This window comes from Fictibacillus sp. B-59209, from assembly GCF_036216745.1.
In the GTDB taxonomy this organism is placed as follows: Bacteria; Bacillota; Bacilli; order Bacillales; family Fictibacillaceae; genus Fictibacillus_C; species Fictibacillus_C marinisediminis.
Genome location: NZ_JARMMC010000014.1, coordinates 318733 through 332672, shown reverse-complemented (window position 1 = coordinate 332672; position 13940 = coordinate 318733). Strand labels below are relative to the sequence as shown.

The following is a 13940-nucleotide window of genomic DNA, read 5'->3' as shown; positions in this document are numbered from 1 at the left end:
ACATCATGACTTTATTAAAAATCAAGACAAAATCTCTCGTGTTAAATAAAGATCTGAGATATAACGAAAAACTTGGACTCCCAGTTGAAGTCTATTGTCCGAATTCCCATAGAACTATAGCTTTCGGGCGCATCGAGACGATGGATGACCATTTTGTAGTCATTAATTCAGAGAAACATTCCATCGCTGATCACTTCTTTTTCGGATGCCCCAGCGCGATCTAGCTCTTCATTTATGATACAGATTTATGTTGTACTCAGATTTAACATACTCCAATACCTGATGCCTGTTCTTCCACATTTCAGGCCTTGGCCATAAATCGTCTCCGCGTTCAATAATCTCTTTCCTGATGCTTTCATATTCATCATCCGCTTTTGCACATTTCTTTTTGAGCCGTTTCCACTGAACCCCTGCCACTAGAAAATAAATCCCGATAAACCAGATCATCCTGTCACCTGCGAGTGAAAACAACGCCGCCCGTACACTTTCAGCATGGGTTAACTTAAAACCATACAAGTAGATCAACGCCAGGCAGCCCATGAGCGAACTATAAAACGCCCACCATTTCATCTGTCTATCATACTGGTCTTTCTGTTCTTTCTTTTCAATCAGCGTCTGAAGCACCACTTTGCAGATTTCTGAGATAAAAGGCTCGACCTTCCAGTAGTTGATTGCGTTCATATAAGCCCCCTCCTGCTTCAACGTATGCAAAATAAGATTAAATCATTCCCAATGGCTTCCCGTTTTTGATCTCGTTCTCCAGAGGCCTTTTTAATGGGCTTTGTTATAAAAAAAGGATGCTGACGAATTTTGCATCAGCATCCTTTTACTACTTCATGATTCTATTTTCACCTTCTGCACATCGTCATTTCCTTTTAACGGATCCGTTACTCTCGGAAACCAATAGTTATATGTAAGGATAAAAACAACGAGGAGCAAGAAAATAACAAGCAGAGATTGGGCCAGCGGCAGCCGGTTCTTTTTTTTCTCTTCTGAAGAACTTTCAGGTTCCACTGCATTTTCTTTTCTTATCTGTTCCGTTTTTCTTTTATGAAATTCCTTCCTCGAAGGCAGCGGACGATCGTTTATTAGTTCAGATTGTTCACTCATGTTCTTCATGAGTACCACCTCCGTTGTCCTCTATTGGATAAGATTTAGGATGGGTCGTGAGCCATCCTTTGGAAATCAGCAGCCCAAGAAAAAAATCGATAAAAAAATGAGCGGTCATCGGAACAAGCAGAATCTCAGTGTATTGGTATAAATATCCGAGAAGAAAGCTAAGTAGAACCGCTGCACTGAAAAGTACAGGCTTTTTTATATATCGTACATGGAGGACTGCAAAAAGTATACTTGTTAAGCCCAAGCCGAGCAAGGGCTGTACAGCACCCCGAAAGAGCCACTCTTCTGAAAACGAAATGACAGCTGTTAGTACAGCAATATGCCAGACCGGAACCGAGCGGAAGATGCGCTCATTGATCCCTCCGTCATCCAAGTAACGTTTCGGCATCCATTTATGCAGAAGGAGGTTAATAATGACTACCGCTAATGCGGTTCCTGCTCCCAAAACTATGATATTAAAGCTTTCCCATCGGAACTTGTTCAGATCAAAGCCCGCAAACCACATGATGGCTGTTCCGGCAGCAAAGAATAGAAATTGGGAAATATATATATTAGTGCGTAATTCTCGGTCGCTCATTTGCCGGATCAGCTGTGCTTGATCCCAATTCTTCATGATGATCATCACTTTCCTGATTAAAAATTAGTTGCAGCTCATTTTGCCAATTCACAGCTGCAGCAGGCTGAGGATTTGTACGAGTTTCCTTTTGGATGAAATGTCCGATATCTGCCTTGCAGTGGCTGCAGCAATTATCCGGGCGTTCCCCCATCTCATCATGAAAGATGTGTGCAATCTTTTCTCGTTTGCAAAAATCTCCTCTTGTCCATTCTACCATTTCTTCTATTTTTTTGCGTTTCAGAGCTTTTCTGTTTTTCATTTTTTGAAGAATACGTTCCTTGGCTTCATCCTGCAGCACATTTCCTTCGTTTAAAAAGTAACCCTCTTTTTCAAACTGATAAAGCAAAAATCTTCTTGCGCTGTCACTCATCTCAAACCTTTCCAGCATACCCGAAAATGAAACGCGGTCAACCGCAGGAAGTGAAGCACAATGGAGTACTTGTCCCTCATCTGGAAACTCATGGTCAATAAACATCCCCGGAATTTCTTCATCCCCTCTGCAATATAACAAAACAGCGAGACTCTCTTTGCCGTCTCTTCCCGCCCGGCCGATTTCCTGGACATAAGACTCCATGGCAGAAGGCATATGAAAATGGACAACAAACCGGATGTTTGGTTTGTTGATGCCCATGCCGAAAGCATTCGTACAGCAAATGATATCAAGTTCATCATTTAGAAACTGTTTTTGGATCAACAGCCGATCCTCATTTTCAAGCCCCCCATGGTAGGCAGCTACACGATTCATCCCTTTTTCTCTCAGATTTTCTGCAAGGTTTTCAGCCCATGATCTTGTCGAGGCATAAAGAATTCCAGGTCCATTTAATGAGGAAGCGAGTTCAATGGCACGATTCAGTTTATCCAGATGCTCCGTGCAGTGCTCTACTGTTAACGTAATGTTCGGCCGGTCCACACGATAAACATGCATCGTACAGCTTTTCATTTTAAGCTTTGCTGTGATATCATCTCTGACTTCCGGTGTAGCGGTCGCTGTCAGAGCAAGACAAGGGGGATTCCCAATATTGCTTCGGAACGACGCCAGTTTTAGATAACTGGTCCGAAATTCATGGCCCCATTGGGATATACAATGCGCCTCATCAACAACGAACAGAGAGACGGAGATTTTTTTCAGTTCGTTGAGTACAAATTCATTTTCAAGTATTTCAGGAGAAACGTATATAAATTTATAAGAAGAGAGCCTGTGAAGCACTCTTCTTTTTTCTTCAAAATCCATAAAACTGTTTAAAGCCACCGCTCTTTTTTCCCCAGAACGCTTAAGCTGTTCCACCTGGTCTTCCATCAGTGAAAGAAGAGGTGAGACAATGATGATTGAGCCGGAAAGAATGTTGCCTGGAAGCTGATAGCATAATGATTTTCCTTTACCAGTAGGCATCATGGCCAGTACGTCATTTCCCATCAGAATGTCTTCGATCACTTCCTTCTGTCCAGTGCGGAATTCATCATATCCGAATTTTTTACTTAACAGGGCTTCCAGCTCCAATTCGATCACCTGCCCTTCCTAGTACGAGACGTATTTTAAAGTAAGAGATGTCATCTCCGAGGCTTTCTTTTATGCGTTTTAGTTTTTTAGTCTGCAGCTTTTCAAAGGCAGCTATTATCTTTTCTTGTTCCTGTTCGGTTACGTAAGGTTCGACCGAAAAGTTGGGATAGTGGATCGCAATCTCTACTAAGTGGTCTTCAATTGTGCTTTTTTTCATCTTTCTGATCATGATGATCTGTTCCATGCTATTTCCAGATCTCAGCAATCTCCACGTCTTTTGAGCGGATACTGTGAGAGGATCGTTTATTTCCAGACAGTTTACGAGTTTGTTCAATACGGGGTAAAATTTTTGCCCTTCTTCTGCATTCATGAGAAGATAGTGGAGCACAGAACGGAAAATAAGCTCAGTATCCTCTACAGGCAGCCCTAATACACTAGCCGCTTGGTTATTCGTGAGACCTGTTCTTCCGTACCTGCTTAATTTTAATACAAATATCTCTGCATGGCGGCCGGGCAGTTCACCGAGGAGTGAAACAAATTCTCTGTATAACTGATCCGCCTCCGCCTGCCTCTCGTTCTGCTTCGGAAATATTCTTTTCACAAGATAAAGCGTCACCGGGTCTCTTGAAACCGGCAGAAAATCATAATTGTTTCGGGTACTGTGAGATACTGCTTGTATGTATAGAGCAAGAAGCCTGTAAAATGGAAGTTCTGCGTTTCTGTAGCGAAGACCGTTAAAGGCGAATAGATACGGACGATCCTTCAGAAGCTTGGCTAATTGTTCATTCCCTTCTTCTGTAATGATATACCGGTCTTCCAGCCTTTTGGCCAAACTGCGCTCAATGAGATGGCTGATCGTTTTTTCAAACTCTTCACGTTCGAGGCTCGGCAAGACCCCAAATAAAAAAGAGAGATTAAAAAGGTGTCCGTCAGAAAGTGTCTGCGAGGTTTTCTTCCCTTTTACCAAATGCAAGATTCCTGACAGACTTCGTTCACCGTTAAATTGTTTCAAACAATAGAGGAGTATGCCATCTCGTGTATTCATCATCCATCACCACACTTAAATAATCTTTAGCCTAACACGCCTCTGTAAACTAATAAAGAAGCAGAATTCGTTTAGCGGAGAAAAACCAGGGGAAACATGAAGTTAAGGGAGTTGTGACATAAACCATTATTTTTTCTATTGAATTATTGGTAGCTAATAAATTACAATATGAATAGCACACATATATTGAAGTATAACATTTTGAATGTATTCGTGTTTTATTGCATTACCATGATTAGGAGGTTATAAATATGCCAAAGTACACAATTGTAGACAAAGACACTTGCATTGCCTGCGGAGCTTGCGGAGCTGCTGCGCCCGATATTTATGATTATGATGATGAAGGCATCGCCTTTGTTACTCTCGATGAAAACCAAGGAATTGTTGAAATTCCAGATGTATTGATCGACGATATGCAGGATGCTTTCGAAGGCTGCCCAACAGATTCTATTAAAGTGGCAGACGAACCGTTTGACGGCGATGCATTGAAATTCGAATAGAAGAAAATACAAAGCCCTTCATGCTGATGCTGGAGGGTTTTTATTTTCTCTTTCATTTAAAATTAAATGATAACCATTGTCAATTATAAATTTTGCGTAAACGATTTCACCGTCCTTCTCTAAAGTTCTCCCCTTTTTCTTCTTTATTTCGTTTTAGTTTTTCTCTCAAATTTCGTTTGTACTCTAAATAGCCCTGTGTTAAATTATCAATATTATATAAATATTCTGGCTATATAAGCTGTAATTACAAACTGGGAGTGGATGAGATGTTTCGTGTGCTGGCAGCAGATTCAATAGCAAAAGAAGGAATGGCAGCTCTGGAGAAAGAGTCCGGCGTTTCAGTCATTTATGGCAGTGTTGAGGACGTTCAAGATCCAGAGAGTATCGACGCTTTGGTCGTAAGGAGTGCCACTAAAGTAACAAAAGAACTCCTATCCCTTTTTCACAACATTAGAATTGTAGCGCGTGCAGGTGTCGGTGTGGATAACATTGATATCGATGCAGCAACACAGCGTGGAGTTCTGGTCATTAATGCACCTGATGGAAACACGATTTCCACAGCTGAGCATACATTTGCGATGATCATGGCAATCCTTCGAAAGATTCCTCAGGCGAACCAATCGATTAAAGAAGGAAAATGGAACCGTTCAAGCTTTACAGGAGCTGAGCTTTCCGGAAAAGTGCTCGGGATCGTAGGACTTGGGAGGATTGGAACAGAGCTTGCCAAACGGGCTCGTGCGTTTGGTTCAAAAGTGCAAGTGTTTGATCCGTTTCTAACGACAGAAAGGGCAAAAACACTGCAGGTCTTTCCTGTTACCCTGGATGAACTTCTCGAGAGCAGTGATATTATTACCGTCCATACACCGCTTACGAAAGAAACAAAAAACCTCATCAACACCGAGAATCTATCAAAGACCAAACAAGGCGTTTATTTGATCAACTGTGCGAGGGGCGGCATCCTTGATGAAGAGGCCCTTTACACCTACCTATCAAACGGCCATATTGCAGGCTGTGCCCTTGATGTGTTCGTGCAGGAACCGGCTGTTGAGAACCGGCTTGTTCACCTGCCGAACGTGATCGCCACTCCTCACATCGCGGCTTCAACCGCAGAAGCACAGATGAATGTTGCTGCACAGGTTGCCAAAGAAATCTTAACCTTCTCCAAAGGCAAGCCCGTCAAAAACGCGGTGAACCTTCCAGCCGTCTCCAATGACGACTTTCAGAAGATCTATCCTTATTATGAACTTGCTAAAGTTTCCGGCCAGTTTCTATCACAGTCATTCTCTTCTCCGATTAAAGAGATTAAGATTACCTTTGCCGGAACTATCACAGAATTGGATAAAGGATTAGTGTCAAGAGGCCTTCTGTCCGGATTCTTACAGCCAAGAGTAGACCGGATTGTCAATGATATCAATGCCACGCTCATCGCGAAAGAGCAAGGCTTCTCATTTAGCGAAAAATACAGCACAGAAACACAAGGCTATGAAAATATCATTGAAGCCCGTGTTATCGGCGAAACAGAAAGCTTCAGCCTTCAATCCACGTATATAAACGGCTATGGCCCAAGAGTGGTCAACATCAACGGATATTCCACTGATTTTGTTCCTGAAGGCTTCCTCGTATACATTGAGCATGTCGATAAGCCTGGTGTCATCGGCAGAGTCGGAAAGCTGCTCGGTGATCTGGAGGTTAACATCGCTGCAATGCAGGTGGGGAGAAAGATGGCCGGCGGTGAAGCGATCATGATGCTTACATTTGACAAAGAGCTGGATCAGGATGTATTACTGAGGATCAAGGAGCTCTCTGACGTAGTATCCGCTACTACTATAAACCTGTAATAACAACAAAAAAAGGGGCTGTCCAAGAAGTCTGTAAGCTGTTGATTTCCGTTCCAGGGTGCTCGCTTTCCGCGGGGCGTGCGNNTTCAGGACAGCCCCTTTTTTTATGCTTTAAAACGGGATTTCTTTTCGTTCTCCTTTAGTAAACGTCATTACAGACGTATAACCGGCTTCCCTTGCCAGTTGGAAAGCCTGTCCATAATCAGCACCCACATGGGACGGTTCGTGAGCATCAGAAGAAAATACGATCGGAATCCCTTTGCTTCGACACATTTTTAGTAATACTGGTTCTGGATAAAGCCGCTGAACCGGTTTGCGCAATCCGGCAGTAGAGATCTCAACGCATGTTTTTGAATTCTTGAGCGCGTCTGTCGCCCGTTCATATTGTTCAAGAATAAATTCCTCATCATTCGGTATGTAGTTGAAAATTTTAACTAGGTCGATATGCCCGATGATATCAAAAAGATTGGAATCTGCAAGTGTTACCACTTGATCATAATATTGTCTGTAGACCTCATAAAGATCCCTTCGTTCCCACTCTTTCCGGTACTCAGCAAGATCAATGCCAAAGTCTCCAACCCAATGGACGGAACCGATCACATAATCAAAATCATAGCTTGATATAAAACTTTCCATCTCTTTATGCCGGCCTGGCGTATAATCCATCTCGATCGACATCTTTACATCCAGATCTTTCGACCATGCTTCATGAAATAAGTCTACATAGTCTTTCATGTCATAATATCTTCGTTCTTCCATCCAAGGTTTGCTCACTATATCTTTCGTTTGGTAAAAATGATAGGCATGTTCAGAGATTCCAAAATGGCTGATCTCTCTTTCTCTAGCCTGGTTAACAAACCTTTCAAGATAGTCCAGTGTTAGCGTTCCCTTTTCTAAATGATTGTGATAGTCTGTCGGCAAGCTTGTTCCTCCTCTAATTTTTCAACCTAATTCTTGGGCAAATCCTTATCCACTTTTGTAACATGAATTTCGGCCTCCTTCAAGTATTTTTCAAAACTTTCTCCTGACTTTGCCTTGCCGCCCTTGCCGCCCACAAACAGAATTCCGATGCACAAGGTGATAGCCAATACAACAAGAAATCGCCTTCCGTAATCTTTCATCTTTTCCTCCCTGAAACTAGAATCACCTTTTCATGTTATGCGGCTCTGCATAAAACAGAACAAAAAAACTGCTCCTCCCGTTGTTAGTTGTGTCTAACAAGAGGAGTGCAGTTCACTTCAGCCGTTTGTTTTATGGTGTTTTTGTTTCTTATGGAACAAGAATAATCGAGGTGTTTTCCTATTCTTCAACAGATAGCGGCAAAAAGATCGAAAATGTCGTACCTTCGTTCAGCTTGCTGTGAACAGAAATCGTGCCGCTGTGGCTGACCACGATATTTTTGGCGATCGCCAAGCCAAGCCCGGTTCCGCCTTTCTTCCCCCGTGTTCTGGCTTTATCCGCTTTATAAAACCGTTCGAAAACAAAAGGCAGATCTTCTTCTGCGATTCCTGATCCATTGTCGGTAACTTCGATCTTCAATCCTTGCCCAGCGGAACCGACCCGGATGGAAACTTTACCGCTGCTGGCTGTATGGCGGAGTGCATTGTCGATCAGGTTGGTCAACACTTGTTCGATCCGGTCAGGATCAAGTCTTGCCGTACCATCTGTATTGATATCCAGTATGAGCTCGATTTCCCTTTCCCTCGCGATTCCATAGAATTTGCGGACTACCCGTTCAAAAAATTCAGTGACAGATACATTAACGGGGTGCAGTTTCATCTGGCCCGCTTCAAGCCTCGCAAGATCAAGCAGTTCATTTACAAGGCGGCCCATGCGCAGAGATTCATCATGTATAATCTTAACGATTTCCTTTTCTTCTTCCTTGGAGCCGGCCACATCATCAACGATCGCTTCACTGTATCCTTGAAGCATGGCAATCGGTGTTCTGAGTTCATGAGAGACATTCGCGATGAAATCTTTTCTTAATTTATCCAACCGTCTTTCTTCTGTCATGTCCCGTAAAACGGCAACAGCTCCCCTTACATAGGACTGGTTATAGAGAGGCGTCATGAGCACCACCCAGCTTCGCCCCTGAATATCAATTTCAATGTACTGTTCTTTTTCAAGGGTAACAACATTCTCAAACAGCTCTGTAAGCTGATCAGGCAAGGTCTTATCTTTGTTACGGTCCATCCCCTGTTCATAATACCAGGCCTGCAAGAAGCGTTCAGCCGGCGGATTGGATACAAGTATGCTCATTCTCCTGTCAAAGGTAATAACCCCGTCTGCCATTGAACTAAGGATTCCTGAGAGCTGTTCTTTTTCCTGATTCAGCGCAGTAATAAAGTTTTTCAGCTGCCTTCCCATCCGGTTAAAGGCCATGGCAAGTTCTCCGATCTCATCGTGCGTCAGCATCGGAACCTTCATATCAAACTCTCCTCTGGCCATATGGGAGGCCGCCTCCCGCATTTTACGCAGTGGGGCGGTGATTCGGCTCGAAAGAAAGAACGCAAAGATCGTCGTTAAGATAATGGCAATTCCTGCTGATAAAAAGATAAGGCGCTTCGTATAGTTCGTACTTTCGGCGATGTTTTCGAGTGACTGGTAGATGTACACCGCACCCGTTTTCCCGTTCTCCATTTTAAAAGGCAGCCCGACGATCAGCAGCCGGTTATGTTTTTCTTTACCATTTGACATAACGGGAAAATCGCCTTTTTTAACGACTTTGTTTCCTTTTTTGTAGACGGACGCCAGTGAATCATTTTTAAAGAACACTTTAACTGGCAAGTCCGGTTCCTCATTCTTCCTCAGTGTCGGAGAATAGTATTCTTTTTTATCCATGATGAACATCGCATTTAATGAATAAGCGTCGACTAGCTCTGAAGAAATCCGCAAAGCCTCTTCCCTGTTGTCATAATGCTCCACGAGCTCCACCATTTTTTGGGCAAGCTTGGTAAGCTGCTGCTCTGCTTGTTCATCGTGGTATCTTTCTACGAATTGTGTAAGCAGCACTGTTAAAATAAAAAGGACTACGGAAACAAGAAGCAATATGGTTACCCAAAGTTTTCCGACTACGCTGCGCCAGATCATTCTTGTTCAGCTACCTCAAATTTGTAGCCCACTCCCCACACTGTCGCAATCATCGATGCTGCCTGAGGGGAAACTTTATTTAGCTTCTCGCGCAGCCGTTTGACATGAGTATCAACCGTCCGAAGATCTCCGAAGAACTCATAATTCCAAACATCTTTTAAAAGCTGCTCCCTTGCATACACTTTATCCGGGGTCTTCGCCAGATAATACAGCAGTTCATACTCTTTAGGAGTCAGGTTGACTTCTTTTCCCCCAGCGATCACGCGATGAGCGTCATGATCGATCGTCAGGTGCGGAAACACGATGATATTTTTAGCGACGGATTCAGTCTGCAGGAACTTGGTAGATGAAGACCTGCGCAGCAGTGCCTTCACTCTGAGGATGACCTCTCTGGGGCTGAACGGTTTTACGATATAGTCGTCAGCACCTGATTCAAATCCTTGTATCCGGTTCATCTCCTCACCTTTAGCCGTTAGCATGATAACAGGCGTGGCTTTCCTTTGCCGGAGTTTTTCACAGACTTCCGTTCCATCCATGCCGGGCATCATCACGTCCAGCAAGATCAAGTCGTAATTTAAGGTCAAAGAGTAGTCAAGCGCTTCCTCTCCGTTCTCCGCTTCATCTACTTCGTAATTTTCTCTTTCAAGATACATTTTTAAAAGCTTGCGAATCCTTTCTTCATCATCAACAACAAGAATTTTCGCTTCTTTTTCCACTGCTGTTCCTCCATTTCATATGTATCTGCCCTTCTATCATACATGAACACTTTGTATATCACAAAACCCTTCATACCAGGAAACAAACCTGACATGAAGGGTATAGGCCTGCGCTAATTATGCGTAGGAATGAAGACCGGAAATCACAAGGTTAACCGCAACAAGGTTAAACATGATGATGACAAATCCGATGACGCAGAGCCAGGCAGACTTCTCGCCATGCCAGCCTCTTGAAAGCCGAAAATGCAGATAGGCCGCATAGAACAAGAAAGTGATCAGTGCCCATACTTCTTTTGGATCCCATCCCCAGAACCTTGTCCATGCCTGCTGTGCCCAGATCATCGCAAAAATGAGTGCGCCAAGTGTGAAAACAGGAAAACCGATGGCAACAGAGCGATAGCTGATCTCATCAACAAGATCCGGTTTAAGATTCATAAGTTTTGGCTGAATGGCTGCGGTGATCCGCTTTCTTAAGATCAGCCGGATGATCCCATACAGTACTCCGCCCATGAGCAGGGACCAGATGAATGTGTTAAATTTCTTTGGTGCTTCATCACCATTCATCCAGGATGGAGATTTCAGTAGCGGTCCGAAATGATTGTCTGCCTGCGTTCCGTTCGGAGGGCCTACGAGAGCCGGCAAATTGTACGTCAACTCCGTTTTTTGATCCCTCTTGTCCGTCCAATCAAACTTCGTCTCATAACCGGCTGCTGAAGAGATCGCACTTACAAGAACGAAACCGAGTACACATAAGAGCAGATACATAATGATCTCAAGCATCTTTGTCTTTTTGGATGAAATGCTTTGATCAACCACGCGAATCAGGTAGATGAACCCTGCCGCAAATGAGATGGACAGGATGCCTTCGCCGAGGGCTGCAGTCGTTACGTGTATTTTCAGCCAATCACTTTGAAGTGCCGGAATGAGCGGTGCGATATCTTTCGGGAACATGCTGCCATATGCGATGACCAGCAGGGCGATCGGCATCGCGAACACCCCAAGGGCATTTGTTCTGTAAATGCCATATAAAAGGATGAAAGCAAACACCATCATCATCCCAAAGAAAGTAGTGAATTCAAACAGGTTGCTGACCGGTGCATGTCCGCTCGCGATCCATCGCGTAACGAAATATCCAAGCTGTGAGATGAAGCCCAGGATGGAAAGTACATACCCAGTTCTTCCCCATTTCTTAGTATAGGCTGCTTTTTCCTTTCCTTTTTTGTCAGAAAGAGACATGGCAAAGACAGCTGTTGCGATTAAATAAATAATAAATGCAATATAAAGCAAATTACTGCTAAGTTGAGCCATAATAACCTCCAGTCAGGGCTTAAGCGCTTTTTTCGTCACTTTGGTCAACAGGCATGACCAGCCCGGATTCCTCCGAAATGGCCTGCATTTCTTTTTTCAGGCCAAACCAGTTTTTATTCGTATGGGCAGCAATCCATAATTGCCCGTTTTTCTGCTGAATCCAAATTCTGCGGTGATTCCAGTACAGTCCCTGGACTACCCCAAGCATGAAGATAATTCCGCCAACAATAATGATTGGAAGTGTTTTGTCCTTCTTGACGGTTAACGCTGATACGTTTTTCGTTCCGAGACCGGAGAAGGTCATCTTATACTTGTTGTTGCCGGCTTCTACGTTCTTACGAATTCCTATAAAAGCGGTTTCTCCTTTTGGCGTCTCTGGGGTAAACATCTTAAATACGAATGCCGGATTGTCGGGCACGCTGTTTTCTGTTGTCGGCTGGCCGTCTTCATCGAGCTTAAAGTTCGGGAAGTATTCAACCATTTTCACTTTGTAGCCGTTTCCAAGATCATACGCCGACTTTGGATTAAAGAGATTGATCTTGATTTCCCCAAAGCTTTTCCCCGTCGATTTCTTTTCAAGCTTCAGGTTCATTCTATGAAACTCGTTCAGCTTGAAATCTACTTGATAAAGGGCATAATCCCCGAATGTCAGCGGCTCATTCACTTTAATCTTAGCATCTTTAACTTTCTTCAGTTCCGGAGCTGCTCCTACAACTTGGGCAGGATTTGCATGATAGAGCGTGATATTGCTCTGATAGTTCTTCGGCACCTCGTTGCCCACCTGGTTTAGTGCGTTGGAGAACTGCTTGTCCTTTTTATTGTAGAGCTCCATAACAAACTTATGGTTCTTTAAATAATACTGGCCTTCGTCTGTTTTCGTTCCAGGTACAGCAGTCGTTTCCCCTTCTCTGATCCAAAGTGTCTGATCTGTATACATACCCGGGAAAAAGCGAAGCATGGCTCCGATCAAAAAGATGATGAGCCCTGTATGGTTCACATAAGGACCCCATCTGGAAAACCGGTTTTTCTCTGCCAGTATGTTGCCGTTATCTTCTTTAATTCTGTAGCGTTTGCCTGACAGAACCTTCTTCACCTGCTCAAGTGAGATCCCATGATCAGAAACCGCAAAAAGACGCTGCCTCTTCATAAAGCTTTCATGGCGTGTCACCCGCTGGTGTTTAAGCGCCCTGTAAAGAGGAACGCCCCTGTCGATGCTCACGATAATGAGAGAAATACCAAGAGCTGCAAGGAGCAGTAAAAACCACCAAGAACCATATAGGTTGTGAAAACCGAGCAGATAGAAGATTTGTCCCGGTGTCCCGTATTCCTGTTTATAATACGTCGTTGGATCCACATTGGGAGGTATGTACATTTCTTGCGGGAAAATGGTGCCGATTGCTGCTGCTATTAAAATAACAATAATGATTCCAATGCCCACTTTTACGGATGAAAAGAAGTTCCAGATCTTATCAATAAACGTTTTGTTATAGGTCTGGGAACGAATCGCGCTGCCCTCATACCTCATGTTGATCAGCTCGCGCGAATTTTCGTTGCTTAACGGCTTCCCGCACGATTCACAAATCTCAGTTCCGAACGGATTCTTGTGGCCGCATTCACATTGTATCGTTTTCAAATTTGCACACCCCGTTACGGCTTGATTTTTTCCATATACTCTTTAATCGTTTCATTAGAAAGTGATTCACTCGTTTTCTCAATGATGTTTCCGTTCTTATCAACAAGGAATGTTGTAGGAATCGGTCCGATGCCATAAGCCTTCGTCACTTCCCGTGAACCATCGAGTGGAATAGGAAAGGACAGATGAAAGCGGTCCGCAAAATTTTTCACAGAAACATTGGATTCTCCAACGTTGACGGCCAGAATCTCTACTCCATGTTTCTGATACTCTTTATATTCCTTTTGCATATATGGCATCTCGCGCTGACAAGGCTTGCACCATGTTCCCCAGAAGTTCAAGAACACTCCTTTTCCTTCGTAATCTGACAGCTGGACTTTGTTTCCCTGCAGATCCGTCAGCTCAAAATCAGGTGCCTTATCGCCTTTTTGCACACTGCCGCTCTTATCTTGAAACACATTATTGTAAAAGGTATAACCGACGGCAAGAGCTATGACGGCAAGAAGAATTGAGCGAAACACCAGTCTTCTTTTCTTTTTCAATTATGACGCCCCCATTTTATATGTTCCCAACTTAA

At 43.6% G+C, this 13940-nt stretch carries 15 protein-coding genes; 3 read left to right on the top strand and 12 right to left on the bottom strand.

Going from position 1 to position 13940, the window contains the following annotated elements:
- Positions 1 to 5: 5 nt before the first annotated feature.
- The gene (locus P4361_RS10845) at positions 6 to 224 is read left to right on the top strand and encodes a hypothetical protein (protein WP_053358025.1); all 219 of its coding nucleotides are present in this window, start codon (positions 6 to 8) and stop codon (positions 222 to 224) included.
- 4 nt (positions 225 to 228) lie between these two features.
- On the opposite strand, the gene P4361_RS10840 is transcribed toward P4361_RS10845, so the two are convergent.
- The 5 genes from P4361_RS10840 to P4361_RS10820 all read right to left on the bottom strand — a co-directional run bounded on the left by P4361_RS10840 (position 229) and on the right by P4361_RS10820 (position 4281).
- On the bottom strand, positions 229 to 681 hold the full coding sequence (locus tag P4361_RS10840; protein WP_328089387.1) for a DUF2663 family protein: 453 nt from the start codon (positions 679 to 681) through the stop codon (positions 229 to 231).
- A gap of 153 nt (positions 682 to 834) precedes the next feature.
- Positions 835 to 1119, bottom strand: a complete 285-nt coding sequence (locus tag P4361_RS10835) for a hypothetical protein (RefSeq protein ID WP_053358023.1) — start codon at positions 1117 to 1119, stop codon at positions 835 to 837.
- Positions 1103 to 1732 carry a CPBP family intramembrane glutamic endopeptidase gene (locus P4361_RS10830; protein ID WP_328089386.1) on the bottom strand — a complete coding sequence of 210 codons (630 nt, stop codon included), beginning with the start codon at positions 1730 to 1732 and terminating at the stop codon, positions 1103 to 1105. The genes P4361_RS10835 and P4361_RS10830 overlap by 17 nt, the downstream gene beginning before the upstream one ends.
- Positions 1671 to 3242, bottom strand: coding sequence for an ATP-dependent DNA helicase RecQ (locus tag P4361_RS10825; protein ID WP_328089385.1), 1572 nt, complete (start codon positions 3240 to 3242; stop codon positions 1671 to 1673). The genes P4361_RS10830 and P4361_RS10825 overlap by 62 nt, the downstream gene beginning before the upstream one ends.
- Complete coding sequence (locus P4361_RS10820; protein ID WP_328089384.1) at positions 3208 to 4281, bottom strand: helix-turn-helix domain-containing protein; 1074 nt, start codon at positions 4279 to 4281, stop codon at positions 3208 to 3210. The genes P4361_RS10825 and P4361_RS10820 overlap by 35 nt, the downstream gene beginning before the upstream one ends.
- A gap of 248 nt (positions 4282 to 4529) precedes the next feature.
- Between P4361_RS10820 and P4361_RS10815 the strand changes: the two genes are divergently transcribed.
- Together P4361_RS10815 and serA are read left to right on the top strand one after the other, a co-directional pair.
- Positions 4530 to 4778, top strand: a complete 249-nt coding sequence (locus P4361_RS10815) for a ferredoxin (protein WP_062235300.1) — start codon at positions 4530 to 4532, stop codon at positions 4776 to 4778.
- A 266-nt stretch (positions 4779 to 5044) separates the two neighbouring features.
- Complete coding sequence (serA, locus tag P4361_RS10810) at positions 5045 to 6616, top strand: phosphoglycerate dehydrogenase (RefSeq protein ID WP_328089383.1); 1572 nt, start codon at positions 5045 to 5047, stop codon at positions 6614 to 6616.
- Positions 6617 to 6727: 111 nt separating this feature from the next.
- Here the strand turns inward: serA and P4361_RS10805 are convergent, their stop codons facing one another.
- The 7 genes from P4361_RS10805 to resA all read right to left on the bottom strand — a co-directional run bounded on the left by P4361_RS10805 (position 6728) and on the right by resA (position 13905).
- Positions 6728 to 7537 (bottom strand): histidinol-phosphatase, encoded by an 810-nt coding sequence (locus P4361_RS10805; protein WP_328089382.1) that lies wholly within the window; start codon positions 7535 to 7537, stop codon positions 6728 to 6730.
- A gap of 26 nt (positions 7538 to 7563) precedes the next feature.
- A complete protein-coding gene (locus tag P4361_RS10800) occupies positions 7564 to 7737 on the bottom strand; it encodes a hypothetical protein (protein ID WP_328089381.1) in 174 nt (57 codons plus the stop codon).
- Positions 7738 to 7915: 178 nt separating this feature from the next.
- A complete protein-coding gene (locus tag P4361_RS10795) occupies positions 7916 to 9706 on the bottom strand; it encodes an ATP-binding protein (RefSeq protein ID WP_328089380.1) in 1791 nt (596 codons plus the stop codon).
- Complete coding sequence (locus tag P4361_RS10790; RefSeq protein WP_062235285.1) at positions 9703 to 10422, bottom strand: response regulator transcription factor; 720 nt, start codon at positions 10420 to 10422, stop codon at positions 9703 to 9705. The genes P4361_RS10795 and P4361_RS10790 overlap by 4 nt, the downstream gene beginning before the upstream one ends.
- A 117-nt stretch (positions 10423 to 10539) precedes the next feature.
- On the bottom strand, positions 10540 to 11730 hold the full coding sequence (gene ccsB / locus P4361_RS10785; protein WP_256225970.1) for a c-type cytochrome biogenesis protein CcsB: 1191 nt from the start codon (positions 11728 to 11730) through the stop codon (positions 10540 to 10542).
- 19 nt (positions 11731 to 11749) lie between these two features.
- Positions 11750 to 13363: a cytochrome c biogenesis protein ResB gene (gene resB, locus P4361_RS10780; protein ID WP_328089379.1), complete on the bottom strand. Its 1614-nt coding sequence runs from the start codon at positions 13361 to 13363 to the stop codon at positions 11750 to 11752.
- Between the two features lie 14 nt (positions 13364 to 13377).
- Positions 13378 to 13905, bottom strand: a complete 528-nt coding sequence (resA, locus tag P4361_RS10775; RefSeq protein WP_328089378.1) for a thiol-disulfide oxidoreductase ResA — start codon at positions 13903 to 13905, stop codon at positions 13378 to 13380.
- Between the last annotated feature and the right edge of the window lie 35 nt (positions 13906 to 13940).

Coding starts and splice junctions, on each gene's coding strand:
- P4361_RS10845 (WP_053358025.1), top strand. CDS start 6: ATGACTTTATTAAAAATCAAGACAAAATCTCTCGTGTTAAATAAAGAT.
- P4361_RS10840 (WP_328089387.1), bottom strand. CDS start 681: ATGAACGCAATCAACTACTGGAAGGTCGAGCCTTTTATCTCAGAAATC.
- P4361_RS10835 (WP_053358023.1), bottom strand. CDS start 1,119: ATGAAGAACATGAGTGAACAATCTGAACTAATAAACGATCGTCCGCTG.
- P4361_RS10830 (WP_328089386.1), bottom strand. CDS start 1,732: ATGAAGAATTGGGATCAAGCACAGCTGATCCGGCAAATGAGCGACCGA.
- P4361_RS10820 (WP_328089384.1), bottom strand. CDS start 4,281: ATGATGAATACACGAGATGGCATACTCCTCTATTGTTTGAAACAATTT.
- P4361_RS10815 (WP_062235300.1), top strand. CDS start 4,530: ATGCCAAAGTACACAATTGTAGACAAAGACACTTGCATTGCCTGCGGA.
- serA (WP_328089383.1), top strand. CDS start 5,045: ATGTTTCGTGTGCTGGCAGCAGATTCAATAGCAAAAGAAGGAATGGCA.
- P4361_RS10800 (WP_328089381.1), bottom strand. CDS start 7,737: ATGAAAGATTACGGAAGGCGATTTCTTGTTGTATTGGCTATCACCTTG.
- P4361_RS10795 (WP_328089380.1), bottom strand. CDS start 9,706: ATGATCTGGCGCAGCGTAGTCGGAAAACTTTGGGTAACCATATTGCTT.
- ccsB (WP_256225970.1), bottom strand. CDS start 11,730: ATGGCTCAACTTAGCAGTAATTTGCTTTATATTGCATTTATTATTTAT.